Origin of the sequence: Pseudomonas sp. NPDC089743, from assembly GCF_044748785.1 — a bacterium.
In the GTDB taxonomy this organism is placed as follows: domain Bacteria; phylum Pseudomonadota; class Gammaproteobacteria; order Pseudomonadales; family Pseudomonadaceae; genus Aquipseudomonas; species Aquipseudomonas putida_X.
The window spans coordinates 92,426-110,489 of record NZ_JBIVGS010000013.1 but is presented as its reverse complement, the minus strand read 5'-3'; the positions used below and the strand labels follow the sequence as shown (position 1 = coordinate 110,489).

At 61.3% G+C, this 18,064-nt stretch carries 18 protein-coding genes; 14 read left to right on the top strand and 4 right to left on the bottom strand.

Annotated elements, in window-relative coordinates; translation table 11 throughout:
* Positions 1 to 45: 45 nt before the first annotated feature.
* The 5 genes from ACIPZC_RS20260 (at position 46) to ACIPZC_RS20240 (ending at position 5,462) form a co-directional block, all read left to right on the top strand.
* Positions 46 to 387, top strand: coding sequence for a hypothetical protein (locus tag ACIPZC_RS20260; RefSeq protein WP_400629095.1), 342 nt, complete (start codon positions 46 to 48; stop codon positions 385 to 387).
* 56 nt (positions 388 to 443) lie between these two features.
* Positions 444 to 995, top strand: coding sequence for a hypothetical protein (locus tag ACIPZC_RS20255; protein WP_400629093.1), 552 nt, complete (start codon positions 444 to 446; stop codon positions 993 to 995).
* Between the two features lie 252 nt (positions 996 to 1,247).
* Positions 1,248 to 2,462 carry a tyrosine-type recombinase/integrase gene (locus tag ACIPZC_RS20250; RefSeq protein ID WP_400629091.1) on the top strand — a complete coding sequence of 405 codons (1,215 nt, stop codon included), beginning with the start codon at positions 1,248 to 1,250 and terminating at the stop codon, positions 2,460 to 2,462.
* Between the two features lie 32 nt (positions 2,463 to 2,494).
* On the top strand, positions 2,495 to 4,081 hold the full coding sequence (locus tag ACIPZC_RS20245) for an ABC-F family ATPase (RefSeq protein ID WP_241803514.1): 1,587 nt from the start codon (positions 2,495 to 2,497) through the stop codon (positions 4,079 to 4,081).
* A gap of 187 nt (positions 4,082 to 4,268) precedes the next feature.
* On the top strand, positions 4,269 to 5,462 hold the full coding sequence (locus ACIPZC_RS20240; RefSeq protein WP_241803515.1) for an MFS transporter: 1,194 nt from the start codon (positions 4,269 to 4,271) through the stop codon (positions 5,460 to 5,462).
* Between the two features lie 60 nt (positions 5,463 to 5,522).
* Here ACIPZC_RS20240 and ACIPZC_RS20235 read toward each other — a convergent pair whose 3' ends face one another.
* Positions 5,523 to 6,134 (bottom strand): FMN-dependent NADH-azoreductase, encoded by a 612-nt coding sequence (locus ACIPZC_RS20235; protein ID WP_267816121.1) that lies wholly within the window; start codon positions 6,132 to 6,134, stop codon positions 5,523 to 5,525.
* A 134-nt stretch (positions 6,135 to 6,268) separates the two neighbouring features.
* Here ACIPZC_RS20235 and ACIPZC_RS20230 point away from each other — a divergent pair, with 134 nt between their 5' ends.
* A complete protein-coding gene (locus ACIPZC_RS20230) occupies positions 6,269 to 7,171 on the top strand; it encodes a LysR substrate-binding domain-containing protein (protein ID WP_400629088.1) in 903 nt (300 codons plus the stop codon).
* Between the two features lie 7 nt (positions 7,172 to 7,178).
* Complete coding sequence (locus tag ACIPZC_RS20225) at positions 7,179 to 7,523, top strand: MmcQ/YjbR family DNA-binding protein (protein WP_400629159.1); 345 nt, start codon at positions 7,179 to 7,181, stop codon at positions 7,521 to 7,523.
* Between the two features lie 22 nt (positions 7,524 to 7,545).
* Here ACIPZC_RS20225 and ACIPZC_RS20220 read toward each other — a convergent pair whose 3' ends face one another.
* A complete protein-coding gene (locus ACIPZC_RS20220) occupies positions 7,546 to 7,974 on the bottom strand; it encodes a DUF1294 domain-containing protein (RefSeq protein ID WP_400629086.1) in 429 nt (142 codons plus the stop codon).
* A gap of 1 nt (position 7,975) precedes the next feature.
* Complete coding sequence (locus tag ACIPZC_RS20215) at positions 7,976 to 8,806, bottom strand: undecaprenyl-diphosphate phosphatase (protein ID WP_400629084.1); 831 nt, start codon at positions 8,804 to 8,806, stop codon at positions 7,976 to 7,978.
* Positions 8,807 to 9,106: 300 nt separating this feature from the next.
* On the opposite strand from ACIPZC_RS20215, the gene ACIPZC_RS20210 reads away from it, so the two are divergent.
* Entirely contained in the window at positions 9,107 to 10,741 is a 1,635-nt protein-coding gene (locus ACIPZC_RS20210; protein WP_400629082.1) for a methyl-accepting chemotaxis protein, read from the top strand.
* 124 nt (positions 10,742 to 10,865) lie between these two features.
* The gene (locus ACIPZC_RS20205) at positions 10,866 to 12,542 is read left to right on the top strand and encodes a DUF2599 domain-containing protein (protein ID WP_400629080.1); all 1,677 of its coding nucleotides are present in this window, start codon (positions 10,866 to 10,868) and stop codon (positions 12,540 to 12,542) included.
* Positions 12,543 to 12,587: 45 nt separating this feature from the next.
* Here the strand turns inward: ACIPZC_RS20205 and ACIPZC_RS20200 are convergent, their stop codons facing one another.
* The gene (locus tag ACIPZC_RS20200; RefSeq protein WP_400629078.1) at positions 12,588 to 13,883 is read right to left on the bottom strand and encodes a DUF2599 domain-containing protein; all 1,296 of its coding nucleotides are present in this window, start codon (positions 13,881 to 13,883) and stop codon (positions 12,588 to 12,590) included.
* Between the two features lie 187 nt (positions 13,884 to 14,070).
* Here ACIPZC_RS20200 and pnuC point away from each other — a divergent pair, with 187 nt between their 5' ends.
* The 5 genes from pnuC (at position 14,071) to ACIPZC_RS20175 (ending at position 18,056) form a co-directional block, all read left to right on the top strand.
* Positions 14,071 to 14,649, top strand: coding sequence for a nicotinamide riboside transporter PnuC (gene pnuC, locus ACIPZC_RS20195; protein WP_400629076.1), 579 nt, complete (start codon positions 14,071 to 14,073; stop codon positions 14,647 to 14,649).
* Positions 14,646 to 15,197: an AAA family ATPase gene (locus ACIPZC_RS20190; RefSeq protein ID WP_400629074.1), complete on the top strand. Its 552-nt coding sequence runs from the start codon at positions 14,646 to 14,648 to the stop codon at positions 15,195 to 15,197. Before pnuC ends, ACIPZC_RS20190 begins: the two co-directional genes overlap by 4 nt.
* Positions 15,198 to 15,494: 297 nt before the next feature.
* The gene (locus ACIPZC_RS20185; RefSeq protein WP_400629072.1) at positions 15,495 to 15,932 is read left to right on the top strand and encodes a hypothetical protein; all 438 of its coding nucleotides are present in this window, start codon (positions 15,495 to 15,497) and stop codon (positions 15,930 to 15,932) included.
* A gap of 1 nt (position 15,933) precedes the next feature.
* Positions 15,934 to 16,512 (top strand): adhesin, encoded by a 579-nt coding sequence (locus tag ACIPZC_RS20180; RefSeq protein ID WP_400629070.1) that lies wholly within the window; start codon positions 15,934 to 15,936, stop codon positions 16,510 to 16,512.
* 47 nt (positions 16,513 to 16,559) lie between these two features.
* Positions 16,560 to 18,056 (top strand): heme utilization protein, encoded by a 1,497-nt coding sequence (locus ACIPZC_RS20175; protein ID WP_400629068.1) that lies wholly within the window; start codon positions 16,560 to 16,562, stop codon positions 18,054 to 18,056.
* Positions 18,057 to 18,064 lie beyond the last annotated feature (8 nt).

The following is an 18,064-nucleotide window of genomic DNA, read 5'->3' as shown; positions in this document are numbered from 1 at the left end:
CCTGCCCTTGATGTACATGGCCTACCTGATCTACAGGGGGCCGCGATGAGCACGCCGCCGCTAATAAGCAGCCAGCGATACTTGAACCGAGATGTCATCGCCAAGAAGGCGGCCAAGTTCAAGGTGTTCGTGGTGAGGACAGTTGATCTGGAGATGCGAGGCAAGACCTACCGCATCATCCTGGACGGCCACCATAACCTTGCTGCAGCCCGCCTAATCGGCGCCGAGCCAACCTGGAAAGGGCCACCGGCGAAGCTTGAGCGCGTCATGAAGGGCATGACGGCCGAAAGATTCGCCGCCTTCATGATCAACAACCTCACCGACAGCGATTGGTACTTCCACGACACCGGCCAGGTAGTCGAAGACCTGCTTGCACCGCAGCTGTAACCCATCCCCCTACAACTCAAGCCCGCCGACATGCGCGGGCATGGAGAGCTATTGCCATGATCATCGACGACGTGATGACGGACAAAATCACGCTCCACGGCCTGGGTTTCGTCCAGGTTCAGCTGCAGGGCGATCAGCGCCTGCATGTGTGGCACCCCGAGCTGCCCCGCCGCAGCTGCTTCGAGCACTCGGCAATCCACGACCACCGCTTCAACTTCGTGTCGCGAGTATTGGTCGGTAGGCAGATCAACCACTGTTACGACATGCGCCGGCTGGATGAAGGCGAATTCGTTCTCTATCTGCATGAGGGGCCGCGTCAGGCTGGCGGCGGAAGACCTTGGACGCCGGACGGCAGAGCTAACATGGTGCACCACTCGACCTGCACTATTGCCGCCGGCGATGTGTACACCACCAGAGCCTACGAGTATCACCGGACCGAGCCAGGCGGTGACGGCCGTGTGGCCACCATCATGCAGAAGCGCGGCGAGTACCCGGCCGGCGCCCACTCAACCTGCCGCTACGGCATCCAGCCAGACACCGACTTCGACCGTTTCCAGTGGCCAGCTGCCCGGCTCTGGGAAGTCGTGCGCGACGTGCTTCTGGCCTGACTACCAACCTGCCGCCACCGGCGGCGTGGAGACCAACATGCATTTAAAGAGGAAGAAGCCAGGCGATGAACACGCCGGGCTGGGAGAGGCCGTTGCCCAGGAAATGGACAAGGTAACGGAGGAAAGGATGGCCGAACTGCTGGGGATCACGCTGCGAGCACTTCAGACCCGGCGCCAGCGCGGGAAAATCCCTGAAGGCGTCTGGAACAAGAACGGCCGCAACATCATGTACAGCAGATGGAGATATGAGGAATGGCTCGAAAGCCTGTGGGTCTGCCCCCTGGAATTGAAATCCGAGGAGACTCGCTCCGAATCCGTTTCACTTGGAACGGTGAGCGTCGCGGGGAAACCCTCGCCCATCCCCCGACGGCGCAGGGCATCCGGGCAGCCAGCCGTGTACGTGATCAAGTAGTAAACCTGATCCGCCACGGCCTGCTGGACGACGAGAAGTATGCCGAGCTATTCCCGGGCTCGGAGGTGGCCCGCCGGACGGCGGAGTCCATCCCAAGCCTGGGCGCCTACACCCAGATGTGGCTGGATAGCCGCCACATCGTCGAAGGCACACGCAACAACTACAAGAGCGTGTTCAACATCTACTGGATGCCATACCTCGGCCTACGCCGGATAGACATGATCACGCCGACCATGCTTCGTGGGGTCATTTCGCAGATCCAGTGGACCTCAGTTGGCGTCAAGCGGAATGCGATCATCAAGCTGTCCAGCGTTTTCAAGACAGCGGTCCTCGATGGTTTGATCGCCAAGAACCCCACCACCTCGCTCGATAAGCCAAAGGCCGTCAAGAAAGTCGTAGACCCTTACACCAGGGCGGAAGCAGAGGCGATAATCTCCCACCTGTATGCGACGCTTCAGAAATACTCGCAGATCTACGCAGCGTTCTTCGAGTTTTGCTTCTTCACTGGGGTCCGCCCTGGCGAAGCAATGGGTCTGAAATGGGAGGATATCGACGTTGAGCAGCGCTCCGCGACGGTTCGCCGGATCATCGTCAACCGTGCGCCCCAGGAACGTACGAAAACCAAGCATCATCGGGTGGTCCTGTTAAACGAGCGCGCATTGAATGCCATCAACCAGGCCCAGCGAATGGCTACCCTTCGTCGCATGGCGTCCAAGTCGGCCCACCCAACTAGCCCCTTCGTGTTCCAACCTAGCAAAGGTGGGCTGTGGATCAACGAGCCAAGTGTTACAATCCGCCACTTCAAATCGGCGCTGAAGGCGCTGAACATCCGTGAACGCCGTCAGTACGACACCCGCCACACCTACGCAACCATGTGCCTGATGTCTGGGATGAACCCCGCGTTCATCGCGAGCCAGCTTGGCCACAGCGTCGAGATGTTGCTTTCTACCTACGCGAAATGGATCAGCTCCTCCTCGGACTGGAGGGAGCTGGAGAAGCTGCCGCCCCGAGTCGAATTGGCCCAAAATTGGCCCAAAACTGACGAGAGGGCCTAAATACACCTCTGGAACCCCCGCAGGACAAGCACTTGATTTCTACCGCTAACATCACCATGCAGTTCGGCTCCAAGCCGCTGTTCGAAAACGTCTCGGTCAAATTCAACAACGGCAACCGCTATGGCCTGATCGGTGCCAACGGTTGTGGCAAGTCGACCTTCATGAAGATCCTCGGCGGCGACCTGGAGCCTTCCGGTGGTCAGGTCATGCTCGAGCCGAACACCCGCCTGGGCAAGCTGCGTCAGGACCAGTTCGCCTATGAGGAATTCACCGTGATCGACACGGTGATCATGGGCCACGGCCAACTGTGGAAGGTCAAGGCCGAGCGCGACCGTATCTACTCGCTGCCGGAAATGACCGAGGAAGACGGCATGGCCGTCGCCGAGCTGGAAACCGAATTCGCCGAAATGGACGGCTACACCGCCGAATCGCGCGCCGGTGAGCTGCTGCTGGGCCTGGGTATTCCGCTGGAACAGCACTTTGGCCCGATGAGCGAAGTGGCCCCGGGCTGGAAGCTGCGGGTGCTGTTGGCCCAGGCGCTGTTCTCGGACCCGGACGTGCTGCTGCTCGACGAACCGACTAACCACCTGGACATCAATACCATCCGCTGGCTGGAAACGATTCTGACGGCGCGTAACAGCACCATGATCATCATTTCCCACGACCGGCACTTCCTGAACAGCGTGTGCACGCACATGGCCGACCTGGACTACGGTGAGCTGCGCCTGTTCCCAGGCAACTACGACGAGTACATGACCGCGGCCACCCAGTCGCGTGAGCAGCTGCTGTCGGACAACGCCAAGAAAAAAGCCCAGATCGCAGAATTGCAGACCTTCGTCAGCCGCTTCTCGGCCAACGCCTCCAAGGCCAAACAGGCCACTTCGCGGGCCAAGCAGATCGACAAGATCCAGCTGGCCGAGGTCAAGCCTTCGAGCCGGGTCAGCCCGTTCATCCGCTTCGAGCAGACCAAGAAGCTTCACCGCCAGGCTGTGGTCGTGGAAAAAATGGCCAAAGCCTTCGACGACAAGGTGCTGTTCAAGAATTTCGACATCACGGTCGAAGCCGGCGAGCGCGTCGCGATCATCGGCCCCAACGGTATCGGCAAGACCACCCTGCTGCGCACTCTGGTCGGCGAAATGACGCCGGATGCGGGCTCGGTGAAATGGACCGACAGCGCCGAAGTGGGCTACTACGCCCAGGACCATGCGCACGATTTCGAAGAAGACATGACCCTGTTCGACTGGATGGGCCAATGGACCTCTGGTGAGCAGGTCATCCGTGGCACCTTGGGCCGCATGCTGTTCTCCAACGACGAGATCCTCAAGTCGGTCAAGGTGATTTCCGGTGGTGAACAGGGCCGCATGCTGTTTGGCAAGCTGATCCTGCAGAAGCCCAACGTGCTGGTGATGGACGAACCGACCAACCACCTGGACATGGAATCTATCGAGGCGCTGAACCTGGCCCTGGAAAACTACCCAGGCACCCTGCTGTTCGTGAGCCATGACCGTGAATTCGTGTCGTCGCTGGCGACCCGTATCATCGAGCTGTCGGCGGACGGTGTGGTGGACTTCAGCGGTACCTACGACGACTACCTGCGCAGCCAGGGTGTGCTGGTCTGAAATCGTTGAGCTGGCCTGGCCCTCTCAGGTGATCAGGCCGGTCTCTGTTGCGGTTAACCGCTTCCACAAGCACTGCGCAGTGCCTGTGGAAGCGGTTGCCACTTGAATAGTTCGTTAGCCTGCTTTCATTTCCTTCGCGCAACGGCCATGATGGGGACACGCCCACCGCCCGCCCGCGAACGAGCCCATGACCGCGCCACAGCCCGCCCCCGCCAGCAGCACCGCCTCCATCACCCTGCAAATTCTCTCGATCGTTTTCTACACTTTCATCGCGTTTCTCTGCATCGGCCTGCCGATCGCGGTGCTGCCCAGCTATGTACATGACCAACTGGGCTTCGGCGCGGTAATCGCCGGGCTGACCATCGGCCTGCAGTACCTGGCCACCCTGCTCAGCCGGCCTTTCGCGGGCCGAGTGGCCGATACGCTGGGCGGCAAGCAGGCGATCCGCTACGGCTTGTTGGGCATCGCGGCCTGTGGGGTGTTGACGCTGGCCTCGGCCTGGACCTTGTCGGCGCCCTTGCTGAGCCTCGCGCTGCTGCTCGGTGGGCGCGTGCTGCTCGGGCTCGCACAAGGCCTGATCGGCGTTGCCACCCTGAGCTGGGGGATCAGCCAGGTGGGGCCTGAACATACGGCGAGGGTCATCTCCTGGAACGGCATCGCCTCATATGGAGCCATCGCCATTGGCGCCCCCGTTGGCGTGCTCGCCGTCGACAGCCTGAACTTCAGCGTGCTCGGCCCCGCCTTGGTGCTGCTCGCCGTGCTGGCCATGCTGGCGCTGCGCAAACGCCCGGATGTGGTAGTGGTGCGCGGTGAGCGACTGCCGTTCTGGTCGGCGTTCAGCCGTGTTGCGCCTTGCGGCGTTGGCCTGACCCTGGCCTCGATCGGCTATGGCACCCTGACCACGTTCGTCACGCTTTATTACCTGGAACGTGGATGGGTAGGCGCCGCGTTGTGCCTGAGTGCCTTCGGTGTGTGCTTCATCATTTCGCGGTTGCTGTTCGTCAACGCCGTCAACCGCTTTGGCGGTTACAACGTGGCGGTAGCCTGCATGGCCACGGAAGTGCTCGGCCTGAGCCTGTTGTGGCTCGCACCCTCCCCGCTGTGGGCACTGGTGGGGGCCGGCCTCACCGGTTTCGGCCTGTCGCTGGTGTACCCAGCCCTGGGCGTGGAGGCCATCAAGCAGGTGCCCAGCAGCAGCCGGGGTGCCGGCCTGGGGGCCTATGCAGTGTTCTTCGACATGGCGTTGGCCATCGCCGGCCCGGTCATGGGCGCTGTGGCGGCACACCTTGGTTACGCGTCGATATTCTGCGTCGCGGCCCTGCTGGCCTTGAGCGGTGTTGGCCTGACGTTGTTGCTGGCGCATCGCAGCCGTCGCGGCTGAGCGTCACCTATGAAAACGGCCGCCGCGCAAGCGACAGCCGCTTGTTGTGATACAGGTTGCTCAAGCCGTGGCGAACAGCTCGTTGGCAATCTGCGCCTGAGCAGCATCGATGGCCTTGCTGCGGTGCTCCGGGCCATAGGCCAGGCCGTGGGCGCGAACGATTTCCAGGTCGGTGATACCGATGAAGCCCAGGAACACCTTGAGGAAGTCTTCGTGGCCCGCGCCAGTCGGCTGGCCGGCATGCAGGCCGCCAGCAGTGGACACCAGTACTACTTTCTTGTCACCGCACAGCCCTTCAGGGCCTGCTTCGGTGTAGCGGAAGGTCTTGCCGGCCACTGCAACGCGGTCGATCCATGCCTTGAGCTGGGTCGGCACGGTGAAGTTGTACATCGGCGCGCCAATCACTACGGCGTCGGCGGCAAGAAACTCGTCCAGTGTTTCGGCACTGAGCTTGGCTTCGAAAGCCAGGGCTGCATCGCGAACGTCTTCCGGAGTGCCGGCTGCAACCAGGGTGGCTGCAGAGAAGTGGGCAATGGCATCCGCGGCGAGGTCACGGTAGACCACTTCGATGCTCGGGTCAGCGGCTTGCCAGGCCTGAACCACTTCACGGCTCAATTGGCGCGAGGCGGAATTGTCACCCAGGATGCTCGAATCAATGTGCAACAGTTTCATGGGACTCTCCTGTGAATGAAGACCGCAGCATTGGGCGATCAGAATGTAGAGAATCCTACCGGGCCGTCGAATAGCTGATAAGCCAGCAAAAATGCGTTAGTTTGTCCCACTGATAGAACAGTGAGACAGCCTTCATGCAAGACCTCAACGATCTCTTCTATTTCGCTCGCGTAGTCGAAGCCGGTGGCTTCGCCGCCGCCGGACGCCAGCTGGGCATACCCAAATCGCGTCTGTCGCGGCGTATCGCCGAACTGGAAGAGCGGTTGGGGACGCGGTTGCTGCAGCGCACCACGCGCCAACTGAAGCTCACCGCAGTGGGTGAACGCTATCTGCACCACTGCCAGGCCATGCTGCTGGAGGCCGAGGCCGCTGACGAGGCGGTAGCCAGCATGAGCAGCGAGCCGCGTGGGCGCTTGCGGGTGTCCTGCCCGGTAGCGTTGGCCCACGCGTTCCTGCCGGATGTGATCAGCCGTTTTCTGGATCTGTACCCCCAGGTGCAACTGGACATGGTGCTGCTCAACCGCCGTGTCGACCTGATTTCCGAGGGCATCGACGTCGCCCTGCGCGTGCGCGATCTGGGCGACGAAGACCCTGCGCTGGTGACGCGCCGGCTGCGTCAGGCGCAAATGCAGCTGGTGGCCGCTCCCGGCTTCGCCGACCATGTCCGTGAGCCGTCCGAGCTGACCGCCCTGCCGGTACTGGGCGCTGCTGAAGCGGACCGGCTGGTGCATTTTCGTCTGCTCGGGCCCCATGGTCGCCAAGAGGAAATCGCCCTGGAGCCGCGGTTGGCCATCGATGATTTTGTCGTACGCAATGCCGCTGTACGTGCCGGGCTAGGCTTTACTGCGTTGCCGAGCATGTTCTGCGAGCATGAGCTCGAACGCGGCGAACTGGTGCGGCTGCTGCCGGACTGGTCGCTGCCGGGTGGCTATCTGCAAGCGGTTTACCCGCATCGGCGTGGTGTGCTGCCTGCAGTACGGGTGTGGATCGATCATCTGGCAGCATCGTTCGAAGCGTGTGGAGACCGTTATGTCTAGACAGACCATGACCGAGGATCAGGTGGCGGCGTTCTGCCTGGCGCTGCCCGGGGCGCAGGAAGACTACAAGTGGGGCGGCATCCGGGTATTTTCGGTGGCCGGTAACAAGATGTTCGCGGTACTCGACCTGGCAGGGGCTGGCTTGTCGTTCAAGGTGGCCGATGAGCTTTTTCTCGGCTATTGCGACAGGCCAGGTGTACGCCCGGCACCGTATCTGGCACGGGCGCGCTGGATCAGTATGGCGCCGCCCTACCCCATGGGCCGGGATGAGTTGAGTGACCTGCTGCAGCGCTCGCACCAGTTGGTAGTGCGGCGGCTGGCGAAGCGATTGCAGGTGGGCTTGCTGATGTGAGCGGCCCGCGAAAGGCAGACCATCAACCCAGCGACAGCACACGCCCGCCCAGAAGCAGGTGATCAACCCAAAACACCTGGTGCAGCAAGACGATCGCCCAGAACACCATCTGGTAAGAGGCCTTGCGGGTCTTGTGCCTGAAAAGCTGCTGGGCGATCAGCGCCCCTGGCCAACCACCCAGCAGTTCACTGGCATGCAGCACCTTCTCTGGCGTGCGCCAGGCCTGGGTGCGGGCCTGCTGCTTATCCTGCCAATACAACAGCAGCGTAACCAGGCTTACAGCGGGATAAGTCGCCAGCGGCAGCCATGACTGCCCGCTCCAGGCCATCTGCGCCGCGCCCACCACCGGCAGCAGGCACAACACCCCGAGCATCAGCAGCTTCAGGCGCACATTGCGTACGCCCTGCTCCTTGCGCGCCGCGCGCCGCTGCTCCGTTTGGGCCCGAGGCATATCAGCCGTGCGCCGTCGACCAGTCGACCCAGCCGAACTGCCAGGTGGCCAGGATCAGCAAACCGAAGGCTATGCGGTACCAGGCGAAAGCGGCGTAGCTGTGGTTGGCAATGAACTTGAGCAGGCCGCGCACTGCGATCATGGCGAAGATGAACGACGTTACGAAGCCAATCGCGAATACCGGAAGATCGCTTGGCTGGAACAGGTCGCGGTATTTGTAGCCCGAGTACACTGCCGCACCGACCATGGTCGGCATGGCCAGGAAAAACGAGAACTCGGTGGCTGCCTTGCGCGACAGGCCGAACAGCAGGCCGCCGATGATGGTCGAGCCGGAGCGCGAGGTGCCTGGGATCATCGCCAGGCACTGCACGAAGCCGATCTTCAAGGCATGCGACCAGCGCATGTCATCGACGTGGTCGACCGCCACGCTGTGGGTACGGCGCTCGGCCCAGAGCATGATCACACCACCGATCACCAGCGCTGTCGCCACGGTGATCGGGTTGAACAGATGTTCATGGATCAGGTCGGCGAACAGCACGCCCAGCACCACCGCAGGCATGAACGCCAACAGCAGGTTGGCAGTGAAGCGCCGCGCCGCCGGCTGGCTTTTCAGGCCGAACACCACATCGAAGATCTTGCGCCGAAACTCCCATACCACCGCCAGGATGGCCGCCAACTGGATGATGATGTTGAAGGCCATGGCCCGTTCGCCACCAAAGCCGATCAGGTCTGCCACGATGATCTGGTGACCGGTACTGGAGATCGGCAAAAATTCTGTCAGTCCTTCGACCACGCCCAAGATGATTGCCTGAAAGGCAGTCCAAAAATCCATCGTTCCCCCGGTTGGAGCGCTGCTGCTTGCAGGCCCCTTGTTCTTGATTTGCTTGTGATTGCCGCGTGCGGCGCGGCCTTTTTACAGCGTCAGTTGGGACCAATGCCAGTGGAAAAGTTCACGTGGGCTAAAGGTTTCATCTTGCGCGGCCGAAATCCTAGCAGAGCGGCTTTGCAAAGGCTTGCGCGGCATGCGGCAGTTCAGCCGTTAACTAGCACTTAGCCATTAGTCGGGTTTGGCCAAGCGCCGAAGCATGCTTGGATGCACCTTCATAAAAATAACAATGCGGGAGTGCCGTTCATGAAGACCTTGAGGTCAATGTCGATCAGCCGCCGTTTGTGGCTGATACTGCTGGTTGCGGTGGCAATGCTGGTGATCCTCGGCCTGCTGATGCTGCGCCAGATCCATGGCGACCTGTACCATGCCAAGGCCGAGAAAACCCGCCATGTGGTGCAGACGGCTGCGGGCGTGCTGGCCTATTACCAAGGCCTGGAGGCGGCCGGCACGCTCAGCCGCGAGGCTGCCCAGCAACAGGCCCTACAGGTGGTGCGCGCGCTGCGCTACGACCAGAACGACTACTTCTGGATCAACGACCTGGGGCCGAAAATGATCATGCACCCGGCCAACCCCAAGCTCGATGGCCAGGACCTTTCCGCCATTCGCGACCCTGACGGTTTCGCCGTGTTCAACGAAATGGCGGCCCTCGCCCGCAGCCAGGGCGCTGGCCCGGTCAATTACCGCTGGCCCAAGCCCGGTGCCAGCGAACCGGTGGCCAAGACGTCTTATATTCAGCTGTTCAAGCCATGGGGCTGGATCATCGGCTCTGGCGTGTACATCGATGATGTGCAGAACGAATTCGCCCGCCAGTTGCGCCATGCCTCGCTGGTGGGCCTGGGTATCGCCCTGCTGATGGCTCTGGTGGTCATGCTCATCGCCCGCAGCATCGCCCGCCCGTTGCAGGAGGCGGTGCAGGCGATGGGCAATATCGCCAGCGGCGAAAGCGACCTCACCCGGCGCCTGGATACCCATGGCCGCGACGAGATTACCCACCTGGGCGAGCACTTCAACCGTTTCAACGGCAAGTTGCAGCGTGTGGTCGGCCAACTGCAGGGCGCGGCGCACTCATTGGCGCAGTCCGCCGGGCATGTTGGTGACAACGCCGGTGCCGCGCAACAACGCAGCGCACAGCAATCGATGCAGATGGACCAGGTGGCAACCGCGGTCAATGAGGTGACCTACGCGGTGCAGGACGTGGCCAAGACCGCGGAGCAGGCTGCAGGGGAAATGCGCTCGGCGCAGCAGCAGGTGGAGCACGGGCAGCAAGCGATCCATGGCAGCCTGCAGCAGATCGACCGGCTTTCGGCGACGATCGACCAGGCTGTGCAGGTGATCCGTGACCTGGCCGGGCACAGCACGAAAATCGGCGGCGTGCTGGAGGTGATACGCTCCATCGCCGAACAGACCAACCTGCTGGCCCTCAACGCAGCCATCGAAGCGGCCCGCGCCGGCGAGCAGGGCCGTGGCTTCGCGGTGGTGGCCGATGAAGTGCGGCTGCTGGCTCAACGCAGCGCCCAGTCGACGGCAGAGATACACACGATGATCGAGCACCTGCAAGGGCAATCGGACGCCGCGGTCAAGGCCATCGACACCAGCAGCGAAGCTTCGCGCCAGACAGTGGAGCAAGCCCGGGAGGCCGGCTCCAGCCTGGACGCCATCAGCCAGGCGCTGCACAACCTCACCGTGCTCAACGCCACCATCGCCAGCGCCACGTTGCAGCAGTCGCACGTGGTGGAGGAGATCAATCGGAACGTGCTGGATACGGCCGGGTTATCGCAGCAGACCGCCGCTGCGGCCCGCCAATCCAGTGAGGCGGGCGTGGCATTGGGGCAGTTGAGTGAAGAGCTGGAGCAATTGTTGCGTCAGTTCCGCGTTTAGCGCCGTCACGATCTCGCCAAGCCTCGCGCTAGAGCGGCTCAGGCGCCGACCTGACATTTTTGCCAGTAGACCGGTAACGGCCCGCTGAACACTGTGAAACCTCCATTGACCTGGAGGTTTCACCATGGATACCCGTTACCTTTGCGGTGCGCTGCTAGTCGCCCTCTCCCCTGCCTGGGCGGACCCGCAACCCATCATCCAACTTGACCCGATGCAAACGCTGCAGCGTATCAACCGCAACTACAACAAGGTGACCGATGCCTGCCGTGAGCCAGATACGCTGGCACCGCGGGGGCACTACTACTGCAGCGGCGTAACCTTGCGCATGGTCGACGATGGCAATTTCAATCCTTGGGACTACAGCCCCTACGCCATCAAGACGGGCGCCACATCATTCAGCTGGATCCGCAGGGACCTGAGCACCAACCGCCTCATCCGCCCCGCCGGATATATCCTGCGTACGCCCATGGACGCGCGGGAGCTGGGCCTGCCGGTCATGGAGAAAGGGTTCGTATGCATCTACAGCTTCGACGGTTTCACCGGCCCCGAACGCAAATGGTACGGATGCGGCCGTTATGGCGCGCCGCTGCCGGCGAACCACCTGAAAAATTCGGCGACCTCCCCGCCTAACCGCAATGCAGCACTCGCCTACGGCAACTGTGATACGCGAGGTGTCCACAACGCGGAGCAATGGCGCAAAAACTACCGCTACGCACGTAACGACATGAATCGCATCCAGGTGACTCAATGCTCCTGGAATGCCGAGCAGCCGTCGGACTGGAGGGCGATGATCGCTGTTCATGAAAACCCCAAAACCATCGGCACGGACACATTTGCCCGCAAGGAATTGCTGAACGAGCTATTGCTGAGCAACGTGGAACCGGCGCTACAACAATCACCCGACGATGGCAGTGCACGCCTGCCCTACATTGACGCGGTGGTCTGGGATGTCAACAGCACCCACGTCGGCAGCACACGGGGCGATGTCAAGAAGCCCAAACCCACCAAAGGGCTGGAACCTGCGCGCAGCTTCCAGCGCAAGCTCTATGCCCAGGGCTACGCGGTGCCGATCCTGCGCCTGGACTTCAGCAAGCCCCCTGCTCAACGGTTTGCTTTCGCTAAACAGGACCAGGTCGTGCCCTTGGGGGCCAGCCAGGCCAGCCCGGATCGTTACATTCAGTCGGCGCAATGGCAACTGCGCCTGGACCCTGGCAGCGGTCGCCAGGAGTGGACGCTCAAGGTGGTGCCCACTTCAGCCGGCAAGCAGGCGCAAAACACACGCCAGCAGGCCGTTTACGACGAGCTGCAAACCCTGCGAGGCCAAGACCCACAATGGCGGGAAAATGAACGCAGCCCCGGCAGCATGCGCCAGCAACTCGAATGCCTGGTGAGCAATTACCCCGACAAGACGCAATGGAATCTGGAACCTTTCCGCCCCACTGTGAGTGCTGACGATGCGGCCAAGGCGCACTGTAATCCAGTGCTGCCTGTGACCTCCGAACTGATTCAACGGTCATCATGGAGCACTTTTACCGACAACAAGACCGGCAAGCTGCAGTGGGGGCTGCAGGTCATTCCCACTCAGGCCGGCCGCTCGGCCCCAAACGAAGTGCTCTACCAGGAACTGCTGCGTCTGCGTGGCGACGATATCGAGTGGAAGGAACGTGCGCCAGGCAGCATGCGGGCGCAATTGGCCTGCCTGCAGAACAATTTCCGCAGCAAGGCACAGTGGCATCTGGAGCCCCACCGTCCGGCAGTGGGTGCTGAAAAAACCAAGGCCCAAGGGTGCAACCCAACATGATCTGTGACGATGGCTAGTTTCGCGCTGGGCTGCACCTGGGGAATGTCACAGGTAGGGCACTGCCGGATACGGGTTGCAGCCCTGCGCCAATGACTGTTCGTGGCTTACGTCAGGCCTTGCCGGTTCCAGGTTGTAGACCGGTTTGTAGCGCACAGCCTGGCCGTTGGATACATGGGTCAGGTGACAGACCAATTGGCGCCGCATGCCGCCTCCATATTTGGCACCGCTCCAACGCGGGTTGTGGCCATACTTGCGCACCAGTTCGGCGTACATGGCATCGGTCTCATCGCTTTTGATTTCGCGCCCACACGCTGTCGGCGTAACCGAAAGCGTCCACACGCCTTTACCCAATTTCGGGTCATCACGCTGGATCCACCTGGCGGCCTCAATGTAGCGGTCGCACGATTTCGCCGAGGCTTGCACCGGCCTTGGCAGGTCCTTGTGCTGCGCTCCAGCCTCGCAGGCGAACCGGGCTTTGCTGTCGGCGTTCTTGGGGAAATCCATTTTCACGGTAGGCACCCACCTGCCGGTTTTCTGGTAGTAGTCGAACTGATTCTTCATGGCATCCTTCTTGCCGCGCGCCTCGCTGTAAAAGAATGCCGCCACCGGGGCTTCATCGGTCCCCCAGGCAACTACCCTCAACTCCGTCTGTACCTGCCGGCCTTCCGTTCGGCCCGCGATCGATTTGCGCGCTTTGATGAATTGCTCAAACGCATCCCGGCGTTCGGTGCGCGGCATGCTACCGCGCATGCTGAACGCACACTGGCGTTTGTGGCGCTCTTGGCGGTTTGCACTACCGCCCAACCCCTCGTAGTGCTGTTTCCAGCCATTGAGGTCATTGATACCCAGTGCCTGGCAACTTTTTTCGACGTTTGATGTTTGCCTGTTATCACCACACCCGCGTTCGGTGCGATCATCCGTCCAGGCATCGATAGGGTAAGCACAATAAACATCGAGTTTCGCCAGAGGCCGTTCGACAAACTGGCGCGGGGTGAAAATAATGCCGTTATTCGCTTTCATCCCAGGGTCTTCATAACCTATTCGATCACTGCGCATCCAGGACACCGAAACACCCCCAGAGGCCTGCGAGGCCGGGCTAGGGTTCCACACGTCATAACGGTTCGGCTGCCTTGCGCCCGCCTCATCCCACCGATGCGTCGCGCGCATCATCACGCCTGAGCAGTCCACCGCGGGGTCGTTACCGCAGCCGGACGGCGTGTCGTTGTACCAGCGGGTAACTTCCGACACGACAGACTCACAACTAGCAGCCTGCACTGTCAGGGTGAACGTGATGAGCGGAATAAATAACACGGGCGCGACGTTGCCTGCCAATATATTCATGACATTGCCTCTGTTCAGTAGTGCAATTTATATAACTGCATGAATGAGGCTAAAGTTATGAAGTCATGGCGACAACTGACAAAACTAATAGTTTTTTGAAGTAGCGGCACTTAATAGCAACATTACCGCTGGCACTGGACGGCGTTCGCGGTACAATCGCGCCCCCCGATTGTTCCAAGGATCGCCGATGTCCGGCCTCGAACTCATCGCCGCCATCCTAGGCACTGCTGCCGTGTGGCTCACCGTCAAACAGAACGCCTGGTGCTGGCCGGTGGGCCTGGTCATGGTGCTTATTTATGGCTGGTTGTTCTTCGATGTGAAGCTGTACTCGGGGATGCTGCTGCAAGGCGCCTACGCGGTGTTGCAGCTGTACGGCTGGTGGCAATGGAAACGCCCGGACCGCGCCGAGGATGCTCGTGTGGTGTCGCACCTGTCCAGGCGAGCGGTATTCACCGGGCTGGCGCTTGGCCTGGTGCTGAGCATTGCCCTGGGCGCAGCCATGGCCTATTGGACCGATGCCGTCCTGCCCTGGCTGGATGCCACGCTGACCGGCTTCAGCCTCGTCGCGCAAGTGTGGATGGCGCAGAAACGCGTGCAATGCTGGCCGCTCTGGGTGGTGATCGATGTCGTCTACGTCGGGCAGTACCTGCACCAGCAGCTGTACTTCACGGCAGGCTTCTTCGCCTTGCTGACCCTCATCGCCGTGCGTGGCTGGCTGGAGTGGCGCCATGACCCGGCCCTGCGGGCAACCGGGGTGCAGCCATGAAGGTGGTGGTACTGTGCGGCCCCGAGTCCAGCGGCAAAAGCTGGCTAAGCGGCGAAATCCAGGCGCACTTTGGCGGCGTGGTGGTCAGCGAGTACGTGCGGCATTTCATCGACCAGCACTGCCGCGACACCTGCTATGCCGATATCACCCCCATCGCCCGCGGCCAGTTGGCCTGGGAGGACCAGGCCCGGGCGATGGCGCCGCCGTTGCTGATCCTCGATACCCACCTGCTCAGCAATATGCTCTGGAGCCAGGCGTTGTTCCGAGATTGCCCTCCCTGGTTGGAACAGGCTTTGCTTGCACGCCACTACGACCTGCATCTGCTGCTGAGCCCGCAAGGGGTTGGCTGGGTTGCCGATGGCCAGCGCAGCCAGCCCGACCTGGCTGACCGCCAGGCTTTCTTCGATGACAGCCTGCAATGGCTGCAACGGCATCAACAAAGGCTGGAAATCATCGACGGCCACTGGCCCCAGCGTAGCGCCTCAGCATTGCGTGCTGTGCAGAACCTGCTGCAGGGCAGCGTGGCGCACTGCCCCACCGAGTGTTAACCCGGCGATACACCTGCCTGGGCCTTGACCCCCGTATTTGCGCACTTCCCCACCGATTGCGGGGGGAGTGTCAAGCGGATGAGACATTGTCGAAAAGCGCGCTGCGGGCAACGTGTATAGCGGGCAAAACGGCAACTGCCGGCAAATCTGTCTCAGCACTGATACAACACCTTCCGGATTCTCCCAGCTCATTCCTGCAACCCATTGAATTCAAAGCGTTATCCAAAAGCGGCACGGCTCCTGCTCTCCTCCTCGCAACGCTGAACCAGGCCAGCGCACAAAGAAGGAATCGCCGTCGTGAGCACACTGGATAAAGGCATCACCCGCCTCCTGTTGGTTAGTTACGTGTTAGGGGCAAGCGTGGCGCTGCCGGTTCAGGCAGCCGACGGGATCATCGTGATCACCCGCGATGTGCAACCTCGCATGGCGATCCGTGCGCCACTGGCGCCCGACCCCAACCCCACCACCGCCAATGCCAACCCGTCCGCGTACGTGCTCAAACAGAGCACAGAACTCAGTGACGGCGACTTCGCCAACATCACCAGCGGCACGGGCATCTCTTCGTTGATTACCCAGCAGACCGACAACCTGGGCGGCAACATCAGCAACCAGAACCAGCTACCGAACCTGGCAGCTGGCCGTGGCACAGGCTCCGGCAACGGCATTTCAAACATGGTCAACTCGAGCGTCCAGCGTGGCCTTGCCCCCTTGCAGATCCTGACCGGAGGCAAATGAGATGAGGCAGACGTTGTCTATCCTGGCCACGTTGTTCAGTGTTTCGGCCCTCGCCCAATCTCCCGTTCCCGTACTGAACACTGCCACCATCGACAGCTCTGGCGCGCAATACCAAGGCAACTTCAGCGTGAACCAGGCCGCCGGCGACCGGCAGCAGCAGGCCAATGCCCGGGCTTTTGCGATTGGCCACGGGGCTGATGCAACCACGCAGATTCGCCAGCGCCAGCAGTCTGTGGTCGACCCCAATATAGGAGCCACCGCCAGCATTCAGGGCGGCGCCTTCAGCCATGGCAGCGGCGCTCTGGGGGTCAACCAGAGCGCGGGCGCCAGCACCCAGCAGGCCAATGCCCTGCGCATCAGCATCAGTACACAACCGCAAAGCATCGATGACAGCGTCCTGTTGCAGCAGAACGTGGCGCTGATCAACAGCTCCGATCCAACTGATACCTCACCCGGCTATCGCCAGGTCACCACCGGTGACCAGGCATTCACCGGTAGTCGCGGGGTCATCCAGCTGAATCAGAGCGCCGGGGTGGGCAACCAGACGGCAAACACCCTGAGCGTACGGGTCGCGAACTGACCCAAACAGGTGAGAACAACACTTAACCTAAAAGACGGAGAAACACCATGAAACCCTCGATGGCAATCAAGCCTCTGGTTTTCGCAATTGCTGCGGTCATGGCTGTTGCTGCACAAGCGGATCAGAATGATAGACGCGGTGGCCACGGCCACAATAACAACAACAATCACCAGCAAATGGACAGGGCGGTTTATACCAACGCCAGTGCCACAGCGACTGATTCCCAACGGAGCACGGGTAACTCCATCCGCAACGAAGGCACCATCAACGAAGCCGAAATGAGCAGCTCCGGCGCGGGTGCCAGTGGCAACGTCGGCGTCAACGTGGCGGCCGGTAACGGCAACCAGCAGGACAACGCCGCGGCCATTGCCAACACCTCGTCCGATAACGCCGACATCGACAACAGCTTCGTCTTCGGCACCGCCACCGCCTCCGCCGATGTAATTCAGCGCAGCAACAACAACACCGTCAACAACTGGTCGACCCAAAGCTCGGCCGTCATGAGCGGCTCAGCTGATGGCAGCAGCGGCAACATTGGTATCAACGTGGCTGGTGGCGACCTGAACCAGCAGAAAAATACCATGGCAATCGCCAACAATGCCGCAGGTATCGGTAACTCGAGCGCCACCGCTTCGGCCGATCAGAGCGGCCCTGGCCTGGTAGTCAACAACCGCGCCGACCGTACCTATACCGTCGACACATTGACCTTCACCACCAGCAAGAGCGGGTCGTCCTCGCGTAGCGGCTCGTTCGATGCGAGCGTCGACAAGAGCTCCAGCTCGAGCTTCAGCGTTGCTGGCTCCAACAGCAGCAGCGCCAGCGGTTCGAAGAGCAGCAGCTCTAGCGGCTCGAGCAGCATGAGCGCCAGCGGCTCCAGCAGCAGCAGCGCCAGTGGCACCAACAGCATGGCTGCCAACGGCTCCAACAGCTGGGACGCCAGTGGTTCGGCCAGCCGGGACCACAGCGCTTCGTCCAGCGCTTCGCTCAATGCATCGCTCGATGCAAGCGCCAACGGCAGCGCCTCCTCGTCTGAAACCTTTGGTCGCTTCGAGCGCTCTCGCAGCGCCGAGTTCGACGCCTCGCTCAATGCCTCGCTCGATGCATCTGTCGACACCTCGCACGAGTCGGCCAGCAACTCGGCGTTCGACAAGTCCTACAACTCGTCCTTCGACAAGGCGTATGACTCCTCGTATGACCGTACCCGTGACTCGTCCTATGACAAGTCTCGCGATACCGCCTACGAGAAGGCACATGACTCGGCATGGGAAAAAGCAAACGCTTCGGCCTACGAGAAAGCTGGCGAAAAAGCGTCGGAATCTTCGGACAGCATCTCGAAGAGCTTCAGCGAGTCTAGCGAGTTTGCACTGAGCAACACCGTGTCGTTCCAAGTGCTGACCCCGACCGGCTGGGCCAACCCTGTGACCAACACCGCTACCCTGAGTGGTTCGGTCAATGGTGGCAGCGGCAACCTGGGCGTCAACGTGGCAGCAGGTGTGGGCAACCAGCAAAGCAACTCGCTGGCCATCTCCAACACCTCGATGTAACTACTGCG

Coding starts and splice junctions, on each gene's coding strand:
- ACIPZC_RS20180 (WP_400629070.1), top strand. CDS start 15,934: ATGAGGCAGACGTTGTCTATCCTGGCCACGTTGTTCAGTGTTTCGGCC.
- ACIPZC_RS20205 (WP_400629080.1), top strand. CDS start 10,866: ATGGATACCCGTTACCTTTGCGGTGCGCTGCTAGTCGCCCTCTCCCCT.
- ACIPZC_RS20260 (WP_400629095.1), top strand. CDS start 46: ATGAGCACGCCGCCGCTAATAAGCAGCCAGCGATACTTGAACCGAGAT.
- ACIPZC_RS20210 (WP_400629082.1), top strand. CDS start 9,107: ATGAAGACCTTGAGGTCAATGTCGATCAGCCGCCGTTTGTGGCTGATA.
- ACIPZC_RS20220 (WP_400629086.1), bottom strand. CDS start 7,974: ATGCCTCGGGCCCAAACGGAGCAGCGGCGCGCGGCGCGCAAGGAGCAG.
- ACIPZC_RS20250 (WP_400629091.1), top strand. CDS start 1,248: ATGGCTCGAAAGCCTGTGGGTCTGCCCCCTGGAATTGAAATCCGAGGA.
- ACIPZC_RS20175 (WP_400629068.1), top strand. CDS start 16,560: ATGAAACCCTCGATGGCAATCAAGCCTCTGGTTTTCGCAATTGCTGCG.
- ACIPZC_RS20255 (WP_400629093.1), top strand. CDS start 444: ATGATCATCGACGACGTGATGACGGACAAAATCACGCTCCACGGCCTG.
- ACIPZC_RS20240 (WP_241803515.1), top strand. CDS start 4,269: ATGACCGCGCCACAGCCCGCCCCCGCCAGCAGCACCGCCTCCATCACC.
- ACIPZC_RS20230 (WP_400629088.1), top strand. CDS start 6,269: ATGCAAGACCTCAACGATCTCTTCTATTTCGCTCGCGTAGTCGAAGCC.
- ACIPZC_RS20190 (WP_400629074.1), top strand. CDS start 14,646: ATGAAGGTGGTGGTACTGTGCGGCCCCGAGTCCAGCGGCAAAAGCTGG.
- ACIPZC_RS20225 (WP_400629159.1), top strand. CDS start 7,179: ATGACCGAGGATCAGGTGGCGGCGTTCTGCCTGGCGCTGCCCGGGGCG.
- ACIPZC_RS20235 (WP_267816121.1), bottom strand. CDS start 6,134: ATGAAACTGTTGCACATTGATTCGAGCATCCTGGGTGACAATTCCGCC.
- pnuC (WP_400629076.1), top strand. CDS start 14,071: ATGTCCGGCCTCGAACTCATCGCCGCCATCCTAGGCACTGCTGCCGTG.
- ACIPZC_RS20200 (WP_400629078.1), bottom strand. CDS start 13,883: ATGAATATATTGGCAGGCAACGTCGCGCCCGTGTTATTTATTCCGCTC.
- ACIPZC_RS20215 (WP_400629084.1), bottom strand. CDS start 8,806: ATGGATTTTTGGACTGCCTTTCAGGCAATCATCTTGGGCGTGGTCGAA.